Genomic DNA, 24,013 nt, shown 5'->3' with positions numbered 1-24,013 from the left:
CAGCACCCGGCGCAACCGGCCGTGGTCGTCGACGTCGGCGATGTCGAGCGGCACGTTGTCGAGCCACTCGGTGGCAATCAGCAGCCCGACGATCCCCTCAGGCACGTCCCGCCGCCACGCAATCCCCGCGTCGGGCCCGCCCGGCCCGCCGGTCCCGCCCGGCCCGCCGGTCCCGCCCGGCCCGCCGGTCCCGCCCGGCCCGCCGGTCCCGCCCGGCCCGCCGGTCCCGCCCGGCCCGCCGAGACCGCCGCGCACCGCAGGGCCGTTGAGACCGCCTGGCCCGTTGAGGCCCTCGGGGCGCGGCGCGAGTTCGACGGCGGTCAGGCGGGCGCGGTTGGCGAGTTCGGCCGGGAGCATCGTGCGCAGGGTGGTCAGCAGCTCGCCTCGGCCGGCGCCCACATCGACCAGGTCGAACGTCTTCGGGTGGCCGAGTGCCGCGTCGACTCGTTCGGCCAGTCGCAGGAGGGCGGTCGCGAACAGTGGCGACGCATGCGCACTTGTCCGGAAATGGTGGGATGGGCCGCTCGCGCCATCTGTGAAGAAGCCGCCCGGGCCGTACAGCCCGGCGGTCATCGCGGCGCGCCACCCGGTCACACGCACACCTTAGGCCCCGATCTTCCGGTGCAGTTGTTCACACGGTGTTGTCACGTGCGTGTTACGGCGGCGCATAATTTTGCTCGACCGGTACCCCTTCTCGAGGACTGGATCCTGATATGAGCGCGATGTCGCGTGGCCGCGCGGGTGCGCGTCCCCTGAGCGTCGGCGTGATCGGCGCCGGCCGGGTGGGGGCCGTCCTGGGCGCCGCTCTCCAGGCCGCGGGCCACCGCGTGGTTGCCGCCGCGGCCGTCTCCGCCGCCTCCCGCGATCGCGCGCGCCGGCTTCTGCCGCAGGCCGCGATCCTGCCGGCCGACGACGTGGCCCGCGCCGCCGACGATCTGCTGTTGCTGGCCGTGCCCGACGACGTGCTCGGCGGCGTGGTGGCCGGCCTGGCCGCGACCGGCGCGCTGCGGCCCGGCCAGATCGTGGCGCACACCTCCGGGGCTCACGGACTCGCCGTTCTGGGCGATGTGAACGGCATGGCCCTGCATCCCGCGATGACCTTCACGGGCACGGACGCTGATCTCGACCGGCTCCCTGGCATCGCCTGGGGCGTCACCACCCGCGATCGCGCCGTCGCCACCCGGCTCGTCGCCGACCTCGGCGGCGTGCCCGAGTGGATCGCCGAGGACGCCCGCCCGGTCTACCACGCGGCGCTCGCGCACGGCGCGAACCACCTGGTCACGCTGGTCAACGAGGCCGCCGACCTGCTGCGCGCGGCCGGTGTCGACCAGCCCGCCCGGGTGCTCGAGCCGCTGCTGCGCGCCGCGCTCGACAACGCCCTGCGCCTGGGCGACGCGGCCCTGACCGGCCCGGTCTCCCGCGGCGACGCCGGCACCGTCGGCAAGCACCTCGACCGCATCCCGGCGGAATCCCGGTCCGCCTATCTGGCGCTGGCCCGCCGCACCGCCGACCGCGCAATCGCCGCCGGCCGCCTGCGCCCCCACGATGCCGCCCCGCTGCTGGAGGTGCTCGCCCGCGCGGCCGGCGCGCTCCCGAGCGAGACGCGCCAGACCGAGGGCGTGCTCGCGAGCGCGACAGGTTGGGCCGGTGGGCCGGGCGCGACTGCTGGGACTGCGACTGGTGGGACTGGTGGGACGGCGGTGGCCGGGGACGGGGACGTGATCCCGGGCCGGATCGACTCCCTGGGGAGCACGCGATGACTGAGTTGATTCACACCCGGGCGGAACTGGCCGCCGCCGTGGCCGCGGCGCCTGACCGGGTGGCGGTTGTCATGACCATGGGAGCGCTGCACGCCGGGCACCGCGCGCTGATGCAGGCCGCTCGTGAGCGGTCGGCGTTTGTGCTGGTGACGATCTTTGTCAACCCGTTGCAGTTCGGGCCGAACGAGGACTTCGACAAGTACCCGCGCACGCTGGAGGCCGATCTCGAGGCGTGCCGGGACGAGGGCGTCAGCGTGGTGTTCGCCCCCAGCCGGGACGAGGTGTACCCGGACGGCGCGCCGTCGATCACGATGAACGCCGGTGCGCTCGGTGAGATTCTCGAGGGCGCCAGCCGGCCCGGCCACTTCGCCGGGATGCTCACGGTCGTCGAGAAGCTGCTCCTGCTCACCCGGGCCGAGGTGGCGTTCTTCGGCGAGAAGGACTTCCAGCAGCTGGCGCTGATCCGCCGGATGGCGCGCGACCTGGAGCTGGGCACCGAGATCGTCGGTGTGCCGACCGTGCGCGAGCCGGACGGCCTGGCCCTGTCCAGCCGCAACCGCTACCTCTCGCCGCAAGAGCGCGCCTCGGCGCTGGTCCTCTCCCGGGCGCTGCGCGAGGGAGCGGCACACACCGACGGCGACACGGTCCTCGCGGCCGCCACCAAGATCCTCGACGACGAGCCGGGCGTACGCGTCGACTACCTCGCGCTGACCGGCCCCGACCTGGGTCCGGCCCCGGCCGAGGGCGCGGCCCGCCTGCTGGTCGCCGCCCGGGTCGGCAGTACCCGCCTGATCGACAACGTCCCGATCCGCCTCGCGCCGATCCGCCTCGGGAAGGACCGCTGATGCTGCGCACCATGCTCAAGTCGAAGATTCATCGCGCCACCGTGACCCAGGCCGACCTGCACTACGTCGGCTCGGTGACCGTGGATCTCGACCTCATGGAAGCGGCCGACCTCCTCGCCGGAGAGCAGGTGGCGATCGTGGACGTCACCAACGGCGCGCGCCTCGAGACCTACGTGATCCCGGGCGAGCGCGGCTCGGGCGTGATCGGCATCAACGGCGCGGCCGCCCACCTGATCCACCCGGGCGACCTGGTCATCCTGATCGCCTACGGCCAGATGGACGACGCCGAGGCCCGCGCCTACCGGCCGCGGGTCGTCCACGTGAACGCGGACAACGAGATCATCGAGCTGGGCGCCGACCCGGCCGCCACGGTCGACGGGATGGCCGGCGAGCTCGTCCGCGGCGATCTGAGCCTGTCGGTCTGAGGCCGGCCCACCACCTCACGCGAGAGGCGCGCTACGGCCTTTCGCGGCAGCTGCTCGCGGTGTGAAGCCGGTGCCGCGTCTCTTGCGGTTGGGGGCCCGCTTTCGCGTACGGAAAAATGGGTTTTGCTGGTTGTTGTCTTTTATCTCCATATGATCGGATTTCATGAGGATCCGCATGGGGATCATCGCCGGCCTGTGCCTGAGTCTGTCGCTGCTCGCGGCCTGCGGAATGCCCGGCGGGGTCGACGGCGATCTCACCAATGGATGGGCGGCGATGGAGCCGGCCACCGAGTTCGAGCCGACGCCGGGAACCTGTCACGGGGCGAACTTCAACACCGTCGGGGCGCGGGCGACCTATGAGGAGATCGACTGCAAGCTGCGGCACCGCACGGAGACCGTCTATGTCGGCACCTACGAGTCGCCGGCCGCGGATGCCGACGAACCGCCCGCCGACGGATCCGCGGGAGCCATGGCCGCCTACCGGGTCTGCGACGAGAAGACCACCACCTACCTCGGCGGCCAGTGGCGTACCGCGCGCATCTGGATCGGTGTCACCCACCCCACCGCCGCGGCCTGGGGCGGCGGATCGCGCTGGTTCCGTTGCGAGGCGCTCGAGCTCAGCTCGGTGGAGGACGACGGCGGCCTGGTGCAGCGGGTCGGCACGCTGCAGAACGCGCTCGCCGACGGCTCCTCCGAGCTGCTGCTGACCTGTTACGCCATCGCGATGGACAGCTCGGGAGCGATCGCGAACATGCCGGGAGTGAGCTGCACGGCCAAGCACAACGCGGAGTTCGTCGGGGTGTGGTTCGCGAAGGATCTCGCCTACCCCAAGGACGACAAGGCCTGGCAGAAATTCCACGACGGTTGCCGCTCGCTGGTCGCCTCGTTCGCCGGCGTCCCCGACGACAAAGACCTTCAATTTCGTACGGGGGTGGTCTCGCTCCCGGGCAACGCCGACGTCTGGCAGCTCGGCGACTACGGCGTGCGCTGCTATCTCTGGCTGGACGGCGCCGAGCTCACCTCGTCGCTCAAGGGCAAGGGCCCGAAGAGCCTGCCCGTCCAGTACAAGTAACGGCCACCACTTCGATGCCGCCCCCGCGTGACGCGCGTCGCGGTGGCGGAGTGTACTGAGCAGATGTCATTTCTGGCCGATCTTCCGGAGCTGCCGCGCCGGCTTGCCGCCGCCGTCCCGGGCTGGAGCGAGACCACCGACGTGCTGGTCGTGGGCTCCGGCGTCGCGGGGCTGACCGCCGCGCTGCACCTGCGGGAACAGGGCCTGCACGTCACCGTGGTCACCAAGGTGAACATCGACGACGGCTCCACCCGCTGGGCGCAGGGCGGCATCGCCGCCGTGCTCGACCCGCTGGACACCCCGGCCGCGCACGCCAACGACACCGAGATCGCCGGGGTTGGCCTCTGCGACCCGGCCGCGGTGCGGGTGCTGGTGGAGGAGGGCCCGACCCGGGTGCGCGAGCTGATGCGGATCGGCGCCGAGTTCGACCGCCACCCGGACGGCACGCTGATGCTGACCCGCGAGGGCGGACACCGGGCCGACCGGATCGTGCACGCCGGCGGCGACGCGACCGGCGCCGAGGTGCAGCGGGCCCTGCACGAGGCGGTCCGCCGCGACCCGTGGATCAAGCTCGTCGAGCACGCGCTCGTGCTCGACCTGCTGCGCGGCGCCGACGGCCGGGCCTGCGGGCTCACCCTGCACGTGCTCGGCGAGGGCAGCGAGGACGGCGTCGGCGCGATCCTGGCCCGCGCGGTGGTGCTGGCCACCGGCGGGATGGGCCAGATCTACTCCTCGACCACGAACCCGTCGGTCTCCACCGGCGACGGCGTCGCGCTCGCGATCCGGGCCGGCGCGGTCGTCACCGACGTGGAGTTCGTGCAGTTCCACCCGACGTCGTTCGTGAGCGCCGCGGTCACCTCGGTGCAGCGTCCGTTGATCTCCGAGGCGCTGCGCGGCGAGGGCGCCCATCTGGTCGACGAGGCCGGCAAGCGGTTCATGGTGGGCCGGCACGAGCTCGCCGAGCTGGCCCCGCGCGACGTGGTGGCCAAGGGCATCCACCGGGTGCTGCTGGACACCGGCGCCGACCACGTCTACCTCGACGCCCGCCACCTGGGCGCCGAGTTCCTCGAGCACCGCTTCCCGACGATCGTGGCCTCGACCCGCTCGGCCGGCATCGACCCGGCCACCGAGCTGATCCCGGTCGCTCCGGCCGCCCACTACGCCTCCGGCGGCGTCCGCACCGACCTGCACGGCCGCACCACCATCCCCGGCCTGTACGCGTGCGGCGAGGTGGCCTGCACCGGCGTGCACGGCGCGAACCGGCTGGCCAGCAACTCGCTGCTGGAGGGCCTGGTCTTCGCCAAGCGGATCGCCGACGACATCGCCCGCGACCTGCCGCCGCAGGCCGACCCATTTTCCGGCCCGGCCGGACCGGCCTGGGTGGCCGACCCGGCGATCCGCGGCGAGTTGCAGAGGGCGATGACCCGGGGCGCGGGTGTGCTTCGCTCGGCCGGCTCGCTGGCCGGCACCGCGAAGGAGCTGACCCGGTTGGCCGGGCTGCGCACCACCCCGCGCAACGCGGCCTGGGAGGCGACGAACCTGCTGACCGTGGCGTCGGCGCTGGTCGCCTCGGCCTCGACCCGGCTCGAGACGCGGGGCTGTCACTGGCGGGAGGACTACCCGGTGGCCGAGGACGAGTGGCGCGGCCACCTGCTGAACGGACTGTCGCCCAAGGGCGTGCTGACCCAGACCTTCGAGGAGATGCTGTGAACGAGTTGGATCTTGAAGAGGTCCGCCGGGTCGTCTACACCGCCCTCGGCGAGGACCTGGGCGACCCGCCGCGCGACGTGACCAGCGAGGCCACCATCCCGGCCGGCCAGGTGAACACGGCCGAGCTCGTGGCCCGGGCCGACGGCGTGGTGGCGGGGCTGCCAGTCGCGCTGGAGGTCTTCGCGGCCACCTCCGGCGGCCGGGCCACCTTCGAGCCGCGGGTGGCCGAGGGCGACCGCGTAGGCCGCGGCGACGTGCTCGCCGTGGTCAGCGGCCCGACCCGGGCGTTGCTGACCGCCGAGCGCACCGCCCTCAACCTGCTGTGCCGCATGTCGGGGGTGGCCACACACACCCGCAAGTGGGCCGACGCGCTGGCCGGCACCAAGGCGACCGTGCTGGACACCCGCAAGACCACCCCGGGCCTGCGGCACCTGGAGAAGTACGCGGTGCGGGCCGGCGGCGGCACGAACAAGCGCATGGGCCTCTACGACGTCGCGATGATCAAGGACAACCACAAGCTGGCGGCGGGCGGCATCACGGCGGCGTACCGGCTGGTGCGCTCGGCCTTTCCCGACGTCCCGGTGCAGGTCGAGGTGACCACCCTGGCCGAGGCGCTGGAGGCGGTCGAGGCGGGGGCGACCTTCCTGCTCTGCGACAACATGACGCCCGGGCTGCTGGCCTCGGTGGTCTCCGCGGTGGGCGACCGGGCCGAGCTCGAGGCGACCGGGAACCTCACGCTCGCCACCGTCTCGGAATACGCGGCGACCGGCGTCGATTACCTGTCGGTGGGTGGCCTGACACACTCGTCACCAATCCTCGACATCGCCATGGACCTGAGGCCTTAGATGCTCCTGTGTATCGACATCGGTAACACCAACACCGTTCTCGCCACGTTCGACGGCGACAAGCTGGTGCACAACTGGCGGGTCAAGACCGATTCCCGCAACACCGCCGACGAGCTGGGGCTGATGTTCCGCGGTCTGCTGGCCGGCGACAACGTGGAGATCACCGGGGTGGCCGCCTGCTCGACCGTGCCGGCCGCGCTGCGCAGCCTGCGCACGATGCTCGGCCGGTACTACGGCGACCTGCCCAACGTGATCGTCGAGCCGGGCGTCAAGACCGGGGTGCAGCTGGCCATCGACAACCCCAAGGAGGTCGGCGCCGACCGGGTGGTCAACACGCTGGCCGCGCACTCCCTCTACGGCGGCCCGTCGATCGTGGTCGACTTCGGCACCACCACCAACTTCGACGTGATCAGCGCGAAGGGCGAGTTCCTCGGCGGTGCGTTCGCGCCCGGTATCGAGATCTCCTTCGACGCGCTCGCGGCCCGCGCGGCCCAGCTGCGCAAGGTCGAGCCGGCCATGCCCCGCTCGGTGATCGGCAAGAACACGGTCGAGTGCCTGCAGTCGGGCATGTACTACGGCTTCGCCGGGCAGGTCGACCGGATCGTCGAGCGAATGATCGAGGAGATCGGGCCGGTCAAGGCCGTGATCGCCACCGGCGGGCTGGCCGGCCTGGTCAAGGACGAGTGCCGCACGCTCACCGCGCACGAGCCGATGATCACGCTGATCGGGCTGCGCATGGTATATGAGCGGAACGTCTGACGAGCCCTCAGTAGGCTTGTTCGCTGTCGTTGTTTGAATTCCCACAGAGAGTCGTGCCGTGACCGAGCAGAATGTGCCGCCGACCGATCCCGCTGAGGACCTCCCCGAGCAGATCCGGGTCCGCCGGGCCAAGCGGGAGCGGTTCCTCGCCGAGGGCGTCCCGCCGTACCCGGTCAACCTGCCCCGCACCGCGACGCTGAAGGAGATCCGGGAGAAGTACGCCGAGCTGGCCACCGACTCCGCCAGCGGCGACACCGTCTCGATCACCGGGCGGGTGATCTTCATCCGCAACGGCGGCAAGCTGTGTTTCGCGACCCTGCGTGACGGTGACGGCACCGAGCTGCAGGCCATGCTCTCCCTCGACAAGGTGGGCGAGCAGGCCCTCACCGACTGGAAGCACCTGGTCGACCTCGGTGACCTGGTCGGGATCACCGGCGAGGTGATCACCAGCCGGCGGGGTGAGCTCTCCGTGCTCGCCGACTCGTGGGCGATCAGCGCCAAGGCGCTGCGCCCGCTGCCGGTCGCCCACAAGCCGCTCTCCGAGGAGACGCGAATCCGCCAGCGGTACGTCGATCTGATCGTTCGCCCGCAGGCGCGCGAGACCGTGCGGACGCGGGCCACCGTGGTGCGCAGCCTGCGCGAGTCGCTGTTCCGCCGCAATTTCCTCGAGGTGGAAACGCCAATGTTGCAGTTGCTGCACGGCGGCGCGGCGGCCCGCCCGTTTGTGACGCACAGCAACGCGCTGGACACGGATCTCTATCTGCGGATCGCGCCGGAACTGTTTTTGAAGCGCGCCGTGGTCGGCGGCATCGAGCGGGTCTTCGAGATCAACCGGAACTTCCGCAATGAGGGTATGGACTCGAGTCACTCGCCGGAGTTCGCGATGCTCGAGGCCTACCAGGCGTACGCCGACTACAACGTGATGCAGCAGCAGGTACAGGAGTGGATTCAGGAGGCGGCGTTCGCGGTCGGCGGCACCCACATCGTGACCCACTACGACGGCACCGAGTGGGACTTCGGCGGCCAGTGGCCGGCGGTGACCCTGTTCGGCTCGCTCTCGGCCGCGCTCGGCGAAGAAGTCACGGTGATGACCGATCGGGCACAACTCGAGCGGTACGCGGAAAAGCATGACCTTTCCGTCGACCCGAAGTGGAGCAACGGCAAGCTGGCCGAGGAGCTCTTCGAGCACCTGGTCGTGCACACCCTCCAGCAGCCGACATTTGTACGGGATTATCCGGAAGAGACCGCGCCGCTGACCCGGGCCCACCGGGAAACTCCGGGCCTCACCGAGAAGTGGGACCTGTACGTCAACGGGTTCGAGCTGGCGACCGCGTATTCCGAGTTGGTCGACCCGGTGGTGCAGCGCGAACGGCTGGTGGCGCAGTCGTTGCTGGCCGCCGGCGGCGATCCCGAGGCCATGCAGCTGGACGAGGATTTCCTGCGCGCCATGGAGTACGGAATGCCGCCGACCGGCGGGATGGGAATGGGAATCGACCGGCTGTTGATGGCGCTGACCGGGCTGGGCATTCGGGAAACGATCCTGTTCCCGTTGGTCCGGGCCGAGTAATATACGACCCGCCATTGACGGATACTGCCGCCCTGGCGTTATTGTCTTGTCCGTTGCGGGAGACAGAACCTGTGTTCGGGAGGATAGCGGCGCGTGGCCAAGCAGATCATTCACAAGCTGGTCGATGACCTCGACGGCGGTGACGCCGAGGAGACCGTCAAGTTCGCGCTCGACGGCATTCAGTACGAGATCGACCTCTCGGAGAAGAACGCCGCTAAATTGCGGGACGTCTTCGCTCCCTACGTGGGGGCCGGTGCGCGGGTCGCCCGCGGCGGTGTGGTCGTGGGGGGCCGGGCCGCACGCGGCCGCGGTGGCGCGACCGCCGACCGGGAGCAGAACAAGGCGATTCGGGAGTGGGCCAAGAAGGCCGGCAAGGACATCTCCGACCGGGGACGCATCCCCCAGGAGATCGTGGACGAGTTCCACGCGAAAGGTCCGGGCCGGAGCTAGAGCACTTCGTCGGGGCCCGTCGCGCGATGCGCGACGGGCCCTGTGCTTTTTGGGGTGATCTTTCCGGACGTTACGTAGAGTTATCCACAGGTGTGGAGAGGGTTGTCCACAGGCTGTGGACGCACGACCTCCGGCGATTTCGCTGTCCGCGTACTCGTTCGGGTGGGGGAACAGCCGCTGAGCGTGCGAAGTTGGCTAAATCAACGTTGCGGACGGTTTCGCCGGGCCACGAGGGCCCAGCAGAACGCCCGGGCGGCGATAGAGTTACAGCACGGGCATCACCGATGCCCGTGCGCTGGCCCCGCCAGCTGTTGAGACAGGCTCAGCATTGGCGCACGGCACGTGAGGAGCACGAGGGCATGTTCGAGCGGTTCACCGACCGAGCGCGACGGGTTGTCGTCCTGGCCCAAGAAGAGGCCCGGATGCTCAACCACAACTACATCGGGACCGAGCACATCCTGCTTGGCCTGATCCACGAGGGCGAGGGTGTCGCCGCCAAGGCTCTCGAGAGCCTGGGCATCTCGTTGGAGGGCGTCCGGCAACAGGTCGAAGAGATCATCGGCCAGGGTCAGCAGGCGCCGAGCGGGCACATCCCGTTCACGCCGCGGGCGAAGAAGGTGCTGGAGCTTTCGCTGCGCGAGGCTTTGCAGCTGGGTCACAACTACATCGGAACCGAGCACATCCTGCTCGGCTTGATCCGGGAGGGCGAGGGCGTCGCTGCCCAGGTGCTGGTCAAGCTCGGCGCCGACCTCAACCGGGTCCGCCAGCAGGTCATCCAACTGCTCTCGGGCTACCAGGGCAAGGAGCCGGCCGCGGCCGGCGCCGCGGCGGGCGAGGCTGCTCCGTCCACGTCGCTGGTGCTCGACCAGTTCGGACGCAACCTGACGCAGGCCGCCCGCGAGGGCAAGCTCGACCCGGTCATCGGCCGGGAAAAGGAAATCGAGCGGGTCATGCAGGTGCTCTCCCGCCGTACCAAGAACAACCCGGTGCTCATCGGCGAGCCCGGTGTCGGCAAGACCGCCGTCGTCGAGGGCCTGTCCCAGTCGATCGTCAAGGGCGAGGTGCCCGAGACGCTCAAGGACAAGCAGCTGTACACGCTCGACCTGGGCGCGCTGGTCGCCGGTTCCCGCTACCGCGGTGACTTCGAGGAGCGCCTCAAGAAGGTGCTCAAGGAGATCCGCACCCGCGGCGACATCATCCTGTTCATCGACGAGATCCACACGCTGGTGGGCGCCGGCGCGGCCGAGGGCGCGATCGACGCGGCAAGCATCCTGAAGCCGATGCTGGCCCGCGGCGAGCTGCAGACCATCGGCGCGACCACGCTCGACGAGTACCGCAAGCACCTGGAGAAGGACGCCGCGCTCGAGCGCCGCTTCCAGCCGATCCAGGTCGGCGAGCCGTCCCTGGCGCACACCATCGAGATCCTCAAGGGTCTCCGCGACCGCTACGAGGCGCACCACCGGATCAGCATCACGGACGCCGCCCTGGTGGCCGCCGCGACGCTGGCCGACCGGTACATCTCGGACCGCTTCCTGCCGGACAAGGCGATCGACCTGATCGACGAGGCCGGCGCCCGGATGCGTATCCGCCGGATGACCGCGCCGCCGGACCTGCGCGACTTCGACGAGCGCATCGCCCAGGTGCGTCGCGACAAGGAGTCCGCGATCGACGCGCAGGACTTCGAGCGCGCCGCCCAGCTGCGCGACAAGGAGAAGCAGCTGCTCGGCCAGAAGGCCCAGCGCGAGCGGGAGTGGAAGGCCGGCGACCTCGACGTCGTGTCCGAGGTCGACGACGAGCAGATCGCCGAGGTCCTGGGCAACTGGACCGGCATCCCGGTGTACAAGCTCACCGAGGAGGAGACGTCCCGTCTGCTCCGCATGGAGGACGAGCTGCACAAGCGGGTCATCGGCCAGGAGGACGCGGTCAAGGCCGTCTCCAAGGCGATCCGCCGCACCCGGGCCGGCCTGAAGGACCCGAAGCGGCCGTCCGGCTCGTTCATCTTCGCCGGCCCGTCCGGCGTCGGTAAGACCGAGCTGTCCAAGGCGCTGGCCGAGTTCCTGTTCGGCTCCGAGGACGCGCTGATCCAGCTGGACATGTCGGAGTTCCACGACCGGTACACGGTGTCCCGACTCGTCGGTGCGCCTCCCGGGTACGTGGGCTACGACGAGGGTGGTCAGCTGACGGAGAAGGTGCGTCGCAAGCCGTTCTCGGTGGTCCTCTTCGACGAGATCGAGAAGGCTCACCCCGACGTCTTCAACACGCTGCTGCAGATTCTTGAGGACGGCCGGCTGACCGACGGTCAGGGCCGGATCGTCGACTTCAAGAACACGGTCATCATCCTGACCACCAACCTCGGCACCCGGGACGTGGCGAAGGCGGTGTCGCTGGGCTTCCAGGCCTCGGAGGACACCGAGAGCAACTACGACCGGATGAAGGTCAAGGTCAACGACGAGCTGAAGCAGCACTTCCGCCCGGAGTTCCTGAACCGCATCGACGACACGATCGTCTTCCACCAGCTCCGCCAGGACGAGATCCTCCAGATCGTCGACATCTTCACCTCGCGCATCGAGGGCCAGCTCAAGAACAAGGACATGGGTCTCGAGCTGACCGACAACGCGAAGAAGTACCTGGCGAACAAGGGCTTCGACCCGGTGCTGGGCGCGCGGCCGCTGCGCCGCACGATCCAGCGCGACCTGGAAGACAGCCTTTCCGAGCAGATCCTCTTCAACGAGCTGCGCCCCGGCCAGATCGTCGTCGTGGACTGCGAGGGCGACCCGGCCAACGTCGAGAAGTCCAAGCTCTCCTTCCGAGGCGCCGACCGCGGCGTCACGGTCCCAGACGCGGTTCCGGCCGACCTGGGAGCCGCCCCCTCCACCGAGGAGTAACGGCAACGTTCTGAGGGACCCCTGTCCACGCTGTTTGTGGGCGGGGGTCCCTTCGCGTTGTGCACGGCAACATCAGGGGCCATGGTCATCTTTCAAACAGCCTGATACCGGGGCACTATTGCTTGACGTTCATCTATGTGAACGTTCACTCTAGCGGTAACACCCCGGAAATATCAGCGTTCGAGAGGTGAGTACCGTGCTCCGTAGGAAAGCGCTTGCCGCCGCGGTCGCCCTGGTCGCGGCCGCCGGCACGGTCGTCGGCGTCAACACCGCCGACGCCGCGACCTATCCCAACCCTGGCGTGGTGACCGGCAGCATCAACGTGCACGATCCGGGCATCGTCAAGAAGCCCGACGGCACGTACCTGATCGCGCACACCGGCAACAACATCACGCTGAAGACCTCGACCGACCGCACGGCCTTCCGGGACGCCGGCGTGGCCTTCCCGAGCGGCGCGTCCTGGACCACCTCGTACACCGGGGGCAGCGCGAACCTCTGGGCGCCCGATATCTCCTACCGTAACGGTAAGTACTTCATGTACTACGCGGCCTCGACGTTCGGCTCGAACCACTCGGCGATCTTCCTGGCCACCAGCAGCACCGGTGCCTCCGGCAGCTGGTCCAACCAGGGCCTGGTCATCGAGTCGGTCACCAGCGACAACTTCAACGCGATCGACCCGAACCTCTACGTCGACCCGTCCGGCCGGTGGTGGCTGAGCTTCGGCTCGTTCTGGTCCGGCATCAAGCAGGTGCAGCTCAACACGTCCACCGGCAAGCGGCTCGACAGCACGATCCGCTCGATCGCCGGACGCGGCGGCGGCGCGATCGAGGCGCCGTTCCTGTTCCGCCACGGGTCCTACTACTACCTGTACGTCTCGTTCGATCTCTGCTGCCGGGGCGCGTCCAGCACGTACCGGATCATGGTGGGTCGTTCGACCAGCGTGACCGGACCGTTCGTCGACAAGAACGGGACGGCCATGACCAGCGGCGGCGGCAGCGAGATCCTGGCCGGGCACGGCAGCATCCACGGCCCGGGCGGGCAGTCGGTCTTCACCGACTCCGACGCGGACGTGCTCGTGTACCACTACTACGCGGACAACGGCGCCGCCCGCCTCGGGATCAACCTCATCGGGTACGACTCCAGCGGCTGGCCGTACGTGTACTAGAGGGGCTGTGCGGAAGGCCGCTCGGCGTCGCCGGCCAGCACGAAGTCGTCGGCGCCCAGCGGCTCGACCAGGCCGTCCTCGACCAGCCCGGCCAGCGCGCGGGCCCGCTGCCGCTCGTCCTGCCAGACCATGTCGAGGCGCTGCCGGGGCACCGGACCGGTGGCGTGCCGCAGCACCTCGAGCAGCAGGCCGCGCACCTGGCGGTCGGTGCCCGCGTACCGCTGCGGCTTGCGGCTCGGCCCCTCGGGCAGTTCCCGGCCGCTCGCCCGCCACGCGCAGGAGGCCTCGAACGGGCACAGCGGGCAGCGCGGGGCGCGGGCCGTGCAGACGATCGCGCCGAGCTCCATGAACGCGATGCTCGCCCGCGCGGCCCGTTTCTCGTCCTCGGGAAGCAGGTCTGCCACCGCGACCAGGTCGGCTGCTGTCGTGTTCGCGCCCGCGTCCGGTTTGCCCTCGACGGCCCGGGCCACCACCCGGCGCACGTTGGTGTCGACGACCGGGTGCCGCTGCCCGTACGCGAAGGTGGCGACCGCCCGGCCCGTGTAGGTGCCGACGCCGGGCAGGGCCAGCAGCTGATCGAGGTCGTCGGGCACCACGCCGCCGTGCCGCTCGACGATCGCGACCGCGCAGGCGTGCAGGCGCATCGCCCGGCGCGGGTAGCCGAGCCGCCCCCACATCCGGATCGCCTCGGACGGCGGGTCGGCGGCCAGGTCGGCCGGGGTGGGCCAGCGGGTCATCCAGGAGCGCCAGGCGGGCTCGACCCGGACGACCGGGGTCTGCTGGAGCATCACCTCACTGACCAGCACGCCCCAGGCGCTCGTGGTCGGCTGCCGCCAGGGCAGATCGCGGGCATTCTGGTCGAACCAGGCGATGGCATCATCGGCGAAAGTCATGGCAGTGCCATCTTCCGCCATGCCCTTCTGGCCCTCGCCTGCGGCCTGGGCGGTCAACTTACGGAAGTGCCGCTCGGTGCGGGCGGTCATGGCACCACTTACTGTAGGCGGGTGCACGAGCTTGCGATCACCGTCATCGGCCCCGACCGTACGGGCATCGTCGCCGATGTGGCCGAGGCGCTCGCCGGCCTCGGCGCCAACCTGACCGACTCCACGATGACCCGTCTCCGCGGCCACTTCGCGATGACGCTGATCTGCACCGGCACCTCGGCCGAGGCCGCGGCGATGGCGCTGGAACCCCTCGACGGGGTGACCACGACCGTGCGCGAGGTTTCGCAGGCGGATGTGGCCGCCGACGGCGAGCCCTGGGTCGTGAGTGTGCACGGCGCCGACCGGCTCGGCATCGTCGCCGCGGTGACCCGGGAGGTCGCGGCGGGCGGCGGCAACATCACCGACCTGAGCACCCGACTCGCCGGCACCCTGTACGTGCTGATCGCCGAGGTCGACCTGCCCTCGGGCGCCGAGGACGAGTTGGCCGAGCATCTCGCCGTGGCCGCTTCCGAGCTCGGGGTCGACGTGACGTTGCGCCGCGCCGAGTCGGAGATTTTATGAAACTTCCGGATCTGCCGGGTGGCCGGGTTCTGCCGGTCGTCACCGCGCCGGCCTCGGTGCTGAGCGCGACCGGCGTCGAGGTCGACCCGACCGACCCGGCAATCGTCCAGCTCGCGGCCGACCTCGTCGCCACCATGCGGGTCTCGCCCGGCTGTGTCGGGTTGGCCGCTCCGCAGGTCGGCGTCGGCGCCCAGGTCTTCGCCGTCGACGTGGGCGGGCATCCCAAGGCGGTCACCACCCACGGCACGTTCGTGCTCTGCAACGCGAAGGTCGTCGAGGCGAGCCGGTGGAAGGCCGGGCGGGAGGGCTGCATGTCCGTGCCCGATCTCACCGGCGACGTGAGGCGGGCCGGACGGGTCGTCGTCGAGGCCATCGCGCCCGGCACGGGCGAGCCGGTCACCATCACCACCGATGCCTTCGAGGCGCGCGCCCTGCAACACGAGATAGACCACTGTGACGGGAAACTTTTCCTCGATCGGGTGGCCGGCGCGCACGCGATCTACCAGCGGAAGGTCTATCTCTAACGACGGGCAAGGCGAGTCGGTGTCGCATACCCGGCGCGTCGCGGCCTTGGCCGAGGGTGTCCGGGTTTACGGTGGCCCCATCATGCGAACGACGGTTGGTTCCCTTCCTCCCGCCGTCTACTGGCGGCGGCGTGCGGTCGTGCTGGGCGCGGTACTGCTCGGCATCATCGTGCTGTTCGTTTCCTGTTCCGGCGGCGACAAGGACGACCAGCACGGCAAGGCCGCCCCGGCGTCGTCGTACCCCACCCCGGCTCCCGACAAGACCTCCCCGTCGGACGATCCGTCCTTCCTGGACGGTGTGCCCGGCGGCAGCGGACCGTCCCTGCCGGCCCTCGGCGACCTCGAGTCCAAGAACCCGAACGACGACGGCGACGGCGGTACGCCCACGACGGGCGCGACCACGGCCGCGGGGCAGAACACCAACGTCACCGCCCCCGCCGACGGCTCCTGCGCCGACAACGAGTTCGCGGTGTCGGCCAGCGCGGCCCAGACGTCGGTGAAGCGCGGCACGCCGCTCGACATCACGCTGACGGTCAAGAACACCGGCACCCGCACCTGCAGCCGTGACGTCGGCGCCGGCGCGCAGGAGCTGTACATCGAGGTGGGCGCCCGCAAGTACTGGTCGTCGGACACCTGCAGCAACGACAAGAGCAGCGACGTACGCCAGTTCGCGCCGGGCAACGTGCGGTCGTACAAGGTCACCTGGAACGGACGGCAGTCCAGTGCCTGCACCGGGACCACGGCGTCGGGCCCGGCCCCACCGCCCGGGCAGTTCGAGCTGCGGGCGCGGCTGGGCACGCTGATCAGCGACCCCGTCGTGATCACGCTCGCGGCCTGAGCGCTCGCCGCGCTTGCGGCCGCCGACTTGCCCCGAATGCGGTGGTTTCTGCGCGCGCGGGGACTTCTTGATTACGCACCGTAGTTGTTACCGGCGACTCGTCCGCTCTTATGGGCCGAACAGTCGCACTTTCGTGCACGGACCGTAAGGGCGGTCAGTCTCTTGCGGTGATCTCCACACCGCCGCCGCACGGCCAGGATGTGCCCCTGGCCTGCGGTTATACGGTTGGAGAGCATCGTGATAAAACCTCAGCGAAGGTGGACCTTCGCCGGATTAGTCCTGAGTCTCACTGGGCTACTCAGCGTGCTGGCCGTGGCGCCGGCCTCGGCCTCGACACCGGCCCGGCAACAAGATCCCGGCAAGCCGGCCTCGTCCGGGCCGGTCGCGATCCCCGCCGACGTCCTCGCGGCGGCGCGCAAGGGACCGGTCGACGTCCTCATGTCGGTGAACGCCGGTGAGGGCCTGGCGCGCATCCGGTCGGCGACCCGCGGCGGCTTCGACAAGTCCCGCCGCAAGACGGCCGGTGACCAGGCCGCGGCCGCGTTCGGCGCGACCAAGCGCACGGCCCTGGCCCGGGCCGGTTCGGGCGTGCACCTGCGCCACGACTACGACCGGCTGCCGGTCGAGTCGGTGCGGGCGGACTCCGTGGCCGCGCTGCGGGCGCTGGCCGCCGCGCCCGGCGTCACCGGTATCGCGCTGCCGCGTACCTTCCGGCTCTCCGCGAACGAGGCCGACCTCGGCCTGATCGGCCAGCCGGCCGCCGCAGCGTCCGGGTACACCGGCGCCGGGGTCGGGGTGGCCATTGTGGACACCGGCATCAACTACCAGTCCTTCGGCACGAACGGGCCGTTCGGTGACTGCAGCAACGGGCCCGGTGGCGCCTGCAAGGTCGACTGGTTCTCGGACGAGACCGGCTACCTCTCGATCGATGCCCCCGACGTCGACGGCCACGGCACGAACGTCGCCGGGATCGTCAGCTCGGTCGCACCGCAGGCCCGGCTCAACGTGTACCGGGTGTTCCGCCCGGCGACCGACGAAGAGGCCGCGCAGCCCGGCTGCAACGGCAGCCCGACCACGCTCGTCTCGCCGGAGGGGGCGGTCCTCAGCGCGCTCAACGGCGTCGCCGCGCGGGCGGCCTCCGCGAACATCCGCTCGGTCAACCTGAGCCTCGGCGACTGCGACACGTACAAGTCCGACGCCTGCGCCGACGACCCGCTGGCCGACACGATGCTCAACCTGCGGGCGCTCGGCGTGCTGCCGGTGGTCGCGGCCGGCAACGACGCGTACTCGACCGGCGAGTTCAAGTCCGGGGTCAGCAGCCCGGCCTGCATCCCCGGTGTGCTCTCGGTCGGCGCCGTCTACGGACATGCATTGTCGTCAAGTGATGACTGGGCGTCGCAGGCAGCCTGCAACCCGGGCGGCGCCGCGGTGCCCGACGCGATCGCGTGCTTCTCGCAGACCGGCACACGGCTCGACCTGTGGGCGCCGGGCGTGCAGATCCAGGCGGGCGGCAGCACCCTGAGCGGCACCTCGCAGGCCGCGCCGCACGTGGCCGCAGCGGTGGCCGACCTGGTCAGCGCGAATCCGTCCGCCACGACCACGCAGATCTTCCGGGCCCTGACCTCGTCCGGGCCGCTGATCACCGACCCACGGGACCGGTCGGTGACCCGGCATCGGCTGGACATCCCGGCCGCGGCCACCGCGGTGCGGGCCGTCGACCCGCCCGCCGAGGTCACCGACGCCGGCTGCACCACCAACTCGGTGCCCGCCAACGACGATGGCTCGACCGCACCGGTGGCGCTGCCGTTCGTGGCCGACTTCTACGGCACCAGCTACTCGGCGCTGTACGTCAACAACAACGGGAACGTGACGTTCACCGGGCCGATGAGCACCTACACGCCGTTCACCATCAACGCGGACACTCCGCCGATCATCGCGCCGTTCCTGGCCGATGTGGACACTCGCGGCACGGGGTCGGCGCTGGTCACCTACGGTGTCACCACGTACGGGGACCGGCCGGCGTTCTGTGTGAACTGGAACGGCGTCGGCTACTACTCGGGGCACGCGGACAAGACGAACTCGTTCCAGCTGCTGCTGGTGGATCGTGGGGATGTCGGCGCCGGTGACTTCGACATCGTCATGAACTACAACGGGCTGACCTGGGAGACCGGCGACGCGTCGGGCGGTGAGAACGGCTACGGCGGCACCCCGGCCGGCGCGGGCTTCTCGGCCGGCGACGGCGACGCCTCGCACTTCTTCCAGTTCCCGGGGAGCCTCGGCCACCTCGCCCTGCTCGACACCAACGCCGCGACCGGCCTGGTCAACGGCCGGCGTGGCACGCTGCAGACCGGGCGGTACCTGTTCGACGTGCGCAACGGCGCGCCGCCCGGCAGTGGCGTGCTCACCGGTTACGTGCGGGACGGGAACGGGTCGGCTCAGGCCTCGTCGCCGGTGCAGGCGTGTCCGGAGACCGGGTCCTGTGTGGTCGGTCTGACCGGCGCCGACGGGCACTACACCATCGTCGGCGTGCGGCCGGGCGCCTGGCGGCTGACCGCTCTGCCGCCGGCGGGATCGTCGCTGCTGGCCGGGCACGCCGGGCCGCTGACCGTGGCCACCGGCACCACCGTGTCGCAGGACCTGGTCCTGGGCGCTCCTCAGGCGCCGCCGGCCGGGACCACGATCACCAACCATGGGTCCACCTCGGCCGGGCTGCCGGTGCTGTACTGGCACGATCCGCTGACGCTGGACACCACCGGGTGCGCCGGCGGAACCGCGACCTACGTGGTGCGGCTGGGCGGCACGACCGTACGGTCCGGGGCGTTGAGCGAGACGTCCGCGGGCCACTACCAGGGCGCGATCGAGGCGCTCTACCCGAACGTCGGGAACGCCGAGGTCACCATCACCGTGACCTGCCCGGGCGGCGGGGCGGAGGACATCACGTTCTCCGTCTACATCGACCCGTCCGGCACCGTACGGGACACCGCCGGGAACCCGATCGAGGGCGCCACCGTCACCCTGCTGCGGGCCGACACCGCGTCCGGACCGTTCGCCGCCGTGCCCAACGGTTCGGCCGTGATGAGCCCGAGCAACCGGGCCAACCCGTGGACCACCGGCAGCGACGGCACATTCCACTGGGACGTTCTGGCCGGGTTCTACCGGCTGCAGGCGTCCAAGGCCGGGTGTCACGCTCCGGGCAGCGCGGACGACGTCGTCCTCAGCCCGGTGTACGAGGTGCCGCCGCCGCGCGACAACCTCGAGCTGGTTCTCGACTGCGGCGCTGCCCCCGCGGCCAGCACGATCGCGCTGAACTCCGGGCCGGCGGTGGTCGGTCAGGCGGTGACGCTGGCGGCCACGGTTTCGGCCGGGGACGCGCGGCCCACCGGTACGGTCGCGTTCTCGGCCGCCGACGGCAGCGTGACCGGGTGCGCGGCGCAGGCGATCACCGACGGGCAGGCCACCTGCACCGTCACGTTCGCCCACGCCGGTGCGAAGCAGATCACCGCGAAGTACTCGGGGTCGGCGGCGTACGCCACGTCGACCGTCACCGGCACTGTCACGGTCGGCCGGGGCACACCGGTCGTCACCTGGAACCCGCCGGCGGCGCTCACCTATCCGGCCGCGCTCGGCGGCGGGCAGCTCAATGCGACCGCCAACGTGCCGGGCTCGTTCAGCTACGCGATCCACGGCGGTGGCTCGGCGGCGGGGGCGGTGCTGCACGCCGGCGCCGGTCAGCTGATCGACGCCACCTTCACCCCCACCGCGGGCGGCGACTACGAATCGGTGGTCACCCAGGTCGCGATCTCGGTTCTGCCGGGGACGCAGACGATCACCTTCGGCGCGGTTCCGGCCGACTGGGGATCGCGGTCCGGGTTCTCGGTGAGTGGGCTCGCCACCGCCTCGAGCGGGTTGCCGGTCGCCTTCAGCGGTAGCGGCGCCTGCACGGTCACCCCGGGTGGGGACGTGACGGTCACCGGCGTCGGGACCTGCACGCTCACCGCCGCGCAGGCTGGCAACGCCGACTACCAGGCCGCGGCCCCGGTGGTGCAGGTGGTGTCGGTGGGTAACACGCCCACCCCGCCCACCACGCCTACCAATCCGCCGGCCACGACGATCACGCTCAACGCCTCGGTGAGCCGGGCTGCCGCCCTGCGGCCGGTGTCGCTCGCCGCGAGCGCATCCCTGGATGTCTCCGGTACGGGCCAGAGCATCGTCATCCTCGACCGGACCGACAACGATCGCGTGGTCGGCCGGTGCACGACAGGGTCGGTGTGCGTGGCCAAGGTCAGTGCGCAGCCCGGCGTGCACCGATACGTGGCGCGGGTCGACAACCCGGCCGGCGGCGGGGCGACCAGCAACGAGGTCTCGGTGCGGTGGACGGCTCCGGCGGTCGCGGTCGCCGCGTCCACCACGCGGCCGAAGGCCGGTGCGCCGGTGACCATCACCGCCGTCACCGACGTCGACCTCGCGGCGGGCCACTGGGCGCTGCGGATCGTCGACACCAGGACCGGGCATGTGGTCGCTCAATGCTCGCGGGGCAGCCGGTGCTCGGTCACCGTGGCGGCGCCCTCGGCTCGGACCTACCGCGCGTCGATCGTGACGTCGGCGGGCCGGGCGGTCGCCGGCAGCCCGACGCCTTCGGTGAAGGTGAACTGGCCGGCGCTGACCGCGAAGCTGACGGTCACCGACCGGCACCCGAGCAAGAAGAGCTTCGCGGTTCTCATCGGGACCAGTAACGGGCCGGTCGCGTCGGCCGGGTACGCGCTCTTCGTCGTGGACGTCACCAAGGCGTCCAAGCCGGTGGTCCTGGCACGGTGTCTGAAGGGGACGGTCTGCGCGGCGGTGCTGCCCCGATACAGCGGGACGCACCGGTTCGAGGTGCGGATAGCACTACCCAACGGAACCGGAGTGGTGTCTCGAAGTGGGCTCTCGGTAACGCGGTCCTAGAGCAATGAAGGGGCTTGGGTGATCTCCGATCGGGGATCACCCAAGCTTTTTATACGTAGCGCTCGAGAATCGACGCCTCGGCCAGGCGGGAAAGACCCTCGCGCACGCCCCGGGCCCGCGCGTCGCCCACGCCGTCGACGGCCTGAAGATCCTCCACTGTGGCGCCCAGCAGGCGTTGCAGGCTGCCGAAATGGTCGACCAGGCGATCGACGATCGGGGACGGCAGGCGGGGGACCTTGGCCAGCAGGCGGAACCCGCGCGGGGAGACGGCCGCGTCCAGCGCGTCGGAGGCGGCGGGGTAACCGATCGCTTTCGCCACGGCGACCAGGTCGATCATCTCGGTGGCCGAGAGCAGGTCGAGCTCGACGAGGCCCTCGTCCAGCGTTCGCGCCTTGCGGCCGGTGGGCAGGTAGTCGCGGATCACCAGGGTGCGGTCGGCGTCGACGCCGGCCATCAGCTCGTCGAGCTGCAGGGCCAGCAGGCGGCCGTCGGTGCCCAGCTCGACCACGTAGCCGGAGATCTCGTCGGCGATGCGGCGGACCATCTCGAGGCGCTGGACCACGGCGACCGCGTCGCGGACCGTCACCAGGTCTTCGATCTCCAGGGCGGAGAGGGTGCCGGAGACCTCGTCGAGCCGCAGCTTGTAGCGTTCCAGGGTCGCCAGGGCCTGGTTTGCCCGGGACAGGATGGCGGCCGAGTCGTCCAGGACGTGACGCTGGCCGTTCACGTACAGCCCGATGATGCGCATCGACTGGCTGACCGAGATGACCGGGAAGCCGCTCTGCTTGGCCACCCGCTCGGCGGTGCGGTGGCGGGTGCCGGACTCTTCCGACGGGATGGAGGGGTCGGGCATCAGGTGGACGGCGGCCCGGACGATGCGGGTGCCGTCGCTGGAGAGGACCACGGCGCCGTCCATCTTGCACAGCTCGCGCAGGCGGGTCGCGGAGAACTCCACGTCGAGCGTGAAACCGCCGGTGCAGATGGTTTCCACCACGGCGTCGTGACCGAGAACGATCAAGGCGCCGGTGCGGCCTCGGAGGATGCGCTCGAGGCCGTCTCTCAGGGCGGTGCCCGGGGCCATCAGGGCAAGGTTGGCGCGTAGCGGGTCGGGGCTCACGCCGCCACCGGAGAAACCGGGGCGCGCCGAACCGTTGACGCCCGGTCGTGGCGTCGGGGTGGCGGCGGGTTTGGAACCATCGCGGTCGAGCGGCACCTGTACATTCTACGGACTGTCATCCAGGCCGCCGAGGCGTGGTTCGATGAATGCTCCGTAGCGTGATCAAATCTCACGCTGTGTCACCGGTTTCCGTGCTCGGCCGAGGCACGGGCCGCCGTCTGCAATGCGGAGCGTAGGTCGGAGACCTCGGTGACGCGCATGCCCTTGGGCGCCTCGCCCTCGGGCGCGCAGCCGGGCGGGACCAGGGCCTCGCGGAAGCCCAGGCGGGCGGCCTCGGCCAGACGGCGGTTGACCGCGCCGACCCGGCGGATCTCACCGGTCAGGCCGACCTCGCCGATCGCGACCAGGTGCGGTGCCATCGCGAGGTCGAGCCCGCCGGAGGCCACGGCCAGGGCCATCGCCAGGTCGGCCGAGGGCTCGACCAGGCGAATGCCACCGACCGTGGCCGCGAAGACCTCGCGGTTGTAGAGCTTGAGCTGCTTGGTGCGGCGTTCCAGGACGGCCAGGACCATCGCCAGGCGGGCGCTGTCGAGGCCGGAGACCGTGCGGCGAGGGCTGCCCTGCACCTCGGCGCCGATCAACGCCTGCACCTCGGTGACCAGGGCGCGGCGGCCCTCCATCGCGACCGTCACGCAGGTGCCGGGGACGGGCTCGTGGTACCGCGTGAGGAAGAGGCCGGACGGGTCGGCGAGGCTGGCGATGCCGCCCTCGTGCATCTCGAAGCAGCCCACCTCGTCGGCCGCGCCGTAGCGGTTTTTCACGCCGCGGACCAGGCGCAGCGACGAGTGCTTGTCGCCCTCGAAGTGGAGGACCACGTCGACCAGGTGCTCGAGGACGCGCGGGCCGGCGACCTGGCCGTCCTTGGTGACGTGACCGACGAGGACGGTGGCGATGCCGCGCTCCTTGGCCACGCCGACCAGGGCGGCGGTGACCGCGCGGACCTGGGTGACGCCGCCGGGCACGCCCTCGGTGCCGGGGGCCGAGATGGTCTGCACCGAATCGAGCACGAGCAGGCCGGGCTTGACCGCGTCGAGGTGGCCGAGGACGGCGCCCAGGTCGCTCTCGGACGCGAGGAAGAGCCGCTCGTGCAGGGCGCCGAGCCGCTCGGCCCGCAGGCGCACCTGGCTCACCGATTCCTCGCCGCTGACCACGAGCGACGGGGTGCCGGCGTGGGCGGCCCACTGCTGGGCCACGTCGAGCAACAGTGTGGACTTGCCCACACCGGGCTCGCCGGCGAGCAGCACCACCGCACCGGGGACGAGGCCGCCGCCGAGCACGCGGTCGAGCTCGCTCACGTTCGTCGGGACGGCCTTGGCCGGGGCCGCGCTGATCGTGGCGATCGGGCGGGCCGGTTCGGCGGGCATGCGCGAGCTGACCACCCGGCCCGCACCGAGCGGGCTGCTCACCGTGGACTCAATGACCGAGCCCCACTCGCCGCACTCGGGGCACCGGCCGAGCCATTTCGGCGGCTGGTGCCCGCAGGCGTCGCAGACGAAGGCGGGTCGGGCCGCCTTCGGGGCAGTACGGGAGGTCGTCACCCAG

Annotated in this window: 17 protein-coding genes and 2 pseudogenes; 15 read left to right on the top strand and 4 right to left on the bottom strand. The window is 70.9% G+C overall.

Annotated features, from left to right (window positions below):
* Nucleotides 1-573: pseudogene (locus tag A3CQ_RS0122420) on the bottom strand (hypothetical protein); the annotation flags it as partial.
* A gap of 140 nt (nucleotides 574-713) precedes the next feature.
* Here A3CQ_RS0122420 and A3CQ_RS0122415 point away from each other — a divergent pair.
* From A3CQ_RS0122415 to A3CQ_RS0122365, 11 genes and pseudogenes are all read left to right on the top strand, one after another.
* Nucleotides 714-1,586: pseudogene (locus tag A3CQ_RS0122415) on the top strand (Rossmann-like and DUF2520 domain-containing protein); the annotation flags it as partial.
* A gap of 170 nt (nucleotides 1,587-1,756) precedes the next feature.
* Nucleotides 1,757-2,605, top strand: coding sequence for a pantoate--beta-alanine ligase (gene panC, locus A3CQ_RS0122410; protein WP_020513192.1), 849 nt, complete (start codon nucleotides 1,757-1,759; stop codon nucleotides 2,603-2,605).
* Entirely contained in the window at nucleotides 2,605-3,030 is a 426-nt protein-coding gene (panD, locus tag A3CQ_RS0122405; protein ID WP_020513191.1) for an aspartate 1-decarboxylase, read from the top strand. The genes panC and panD overlap by 1 nt, the downstream gene beginning before the upstream one ends.
* Before the next feature lie 163 nt (nucleotides 3,031-3,193).
* Entirely contained in the window at nucleotides 3,194-4,102 is a 909-nt protein-coding gene (locus A3CQ_RS0122400) for a septum formation family protein (RefSeq protein ID WP_026206034.1), read from the top strand.
* Nucleotides 4,103-4,165: 63 nt separating this feature from the next.
* Nucleotides 4,166-5,812: an L-aspartate oxidase gene (locus A3CQ_RS0122395; RefSeq protein ID WP_020513189.1), complete on the top strand. Its 1,647-nt coding sequence runs from the start codon at nucleotides 4,166-4,168 to the stop codon at nucleotides 5,810-5,812.
* Nucleotides 5,809-6,657 (top strand): carboxylating nicotinate-nucleotide diphosphorylase, encoded by an 849-nt coding sequence (nadC, locus tag A3CQ_RS0122390; RefSeq protein ID WP_020513188.1) that lies wholly within the window; start codon nucleotides 5,809-5,811, stop codon nucleotides 6,655-6,657. The genes A3CQ_RS0122395 and nadC overlap by 4 nt, the downstream gene beginning before the upstream one ends.
* The gene (locus A3CQ_RS0122385) at nucleotides 6,658-7,416 is read left to right on the top strand and encodes a type III pantothenate kinase (protein WP_020513187.1); all 759 of its coding nucleotides are present in this window, start codon (nucleotides 6,658-6,660) and stop codon (nucleotides 7,414-7,416) included.
* Between the two features lie 58 nt (nucleotides 7,417-7,474).
* On the top strand, nucleotides 7,475-8,983 hold the full coding sequence (gene lysS / locus A3CQ_RS0122380; RefSeq protein WP_020513186.1) for a lysine--tRNA ligase: 1,509 nt from the start codon (nucleotides 7,475-7,477) through the stop codon (nucleotides 8,981-8,983).
* A gap of 93 nt (nucleotides 8,984-9,076) precedes the next feature.
* Nucleotides 9,077-9,433, top strand: a complete 357-nt coding sequence (locus A3CQ_RS0122375; RefSeq protein WP_020513185.1) for a histone-like nucleoid-structuring protein Lsr2 — start codon at nucleotides 9,077-9,079, stop codon at nucleotides 9,431-9,433.
* Between the two features lie 359 nt (nucleotides 9,434-9,792).
* A complete protein-coding gene (locus A3CQ_RS0122370; protein WP_020513184.1) occupies nucleotides 9,793-12,318 on the top strand; it encodes an ATP-dependent Clp protease ATP-binding subunit in 2,526 nt (841 codons plus the stop codon).
* 196 nt (nucleotides 12,319-12,514) lie between these two features.
* Entirely contained in the window at nucleotides 12,515-13,483 is a 969-nt protein-coding gene (locus tag A3CQ_RS0122365; RefSeq protein ID WP_020513183.1) for an arabinan endo-1,5-alpha-L-arabinosidase, read from the top strand.
* Here the strand turns inward: A3CQ_RS0122365 and A3CQ_RS0122360 are convergent.
* Entirely contained in the window at nucleotides 13,480-14,376 is an 897-nt protein-coding gene (locus A3CQ_RS0122360; protein ID WP_026206033.1) for an HhH-GPD family protein, read from the bottom strand. The genes A3CQ_RS0122365 and A3CQ_RS0122360 overlap by 4 nt on opposite strands.
* Before the next feature lie 111 nt (nucleotides 14,377-14,487).
* Here A3CQ_RS0122360 and A3CQ_RS0122355 point away from each other — a divergent pair, with 111 nt between their 5' ends.
* The 4 genes from A3CQ_RS0122355 to A3CQ_RS57625 all read left to right on the top strand — a co-directional run bounded on the left by A3CQ_RS0122355 (nucleotide 14,488) and on the right by A3CQ_RS57625 (nucleotide 21,294).
* A complete protein-coding gene (locus A3CQ_RS0122355) occupies nucleotides 14,488-14,988 on the top strand; it encodes a glycine cleavage system transcriptional repressor (protein ID WP_020513181.1) in 501 nt (166 codons plus the stop codon).
* The gene (gene def / locus A3CQ_RS0122350) at nucleotides 14,985-15,512 is read left to right on the top strand and encodes a peptide deformylase (RefSeq protein WP_020513180.1); all 528 of its coding nucleotides are present in this window, start codon (nucleotides 14,985-14,987) and stop codon (nucleotides 15,510-15,512) included. The genes A3CQ_RS0122355 and def overlap by 4 nt, the downstream gene beginning before the upstream one ends.
* An 82-nt stretch (nucleotides 15,513-15,594) precedes the next feature.
* A complete protein-coding gene (locus tag A3CQ_RS0122345; RefSeq protein ID WP_026206032.1) occupies nucleotides 15,595-16,350 on the top strand; it encodes a hypothetical protein in 756 nt (251 codons plus the stop codon).
* A gap of 303 nt (nucleotides 16,351-16,653) precedes the next feature.
* Nucleotides 16,654-21,294 carry a nidogen-like domain-containing protein gene (locus A3CQ_RS57625; RefSeq protein WP_020513178.1) on the top strand — a complete coding sequence of 1,547 codons (4,641 nt, stop codon included), beginning with the start codon at nucleotides 16,654-16,656 and terminating at the stop codon, nucleotides 21,292-21,294.
* 49 nt (nucleotides 21,295-21,343) lie between these two features.
* Here A3CQ_RS57625 and disA read toward each other — a convergent pair whose 3' ends face one another.
* The gene (gene disA, locus A3CQ_RS0122335; RefSeq protein ID WP_020513177.1) at nucleotides 21,344-22,507 is read right to left on the bottom strand and encodes a DNA integrity scanning diadenylate cyclase DisA; all 1,164 of its coding nucleotides are present in this window, start codon (nucleotides 22,505-22,507) and stop codon (nucleotides 21,344-21,346) included.
* Nucleotides 22,508-22,590: 83 nt separating this feature from the next.
* On the bottom strand, nucleotides 22,591-24,009 hold the full coding sequence (gene radA / locus A3CQ_RS0122330; protein ID WP_026206031.1) for a DNA repair protein RadA: 1,419 nt from the start codon (nucleotides 24,007-24,009) through the stop codon (nucleotides 22,591-22,593).
* Nucleotides 24,010-24,013: the final 4 nt, after the last annotated feature.

The sequence above is a fragment of the Paractinoplanes globisporus DSM 43857 genome (genome assembly GCF_000379645.1).
Taxonomy (GTDB): domain Bacteria; phylum Actinomycetota; class Actinomycetes; order Mycobacteriales; family Micromonosporaceae; genus Actinoplanes; species Actinoplanes globisporus.
The sequence above is the reverse complement of the archived record's forward strand: the minus strand, read 5'-3'. Positions and strand labels throughout refer to the sequence as shown.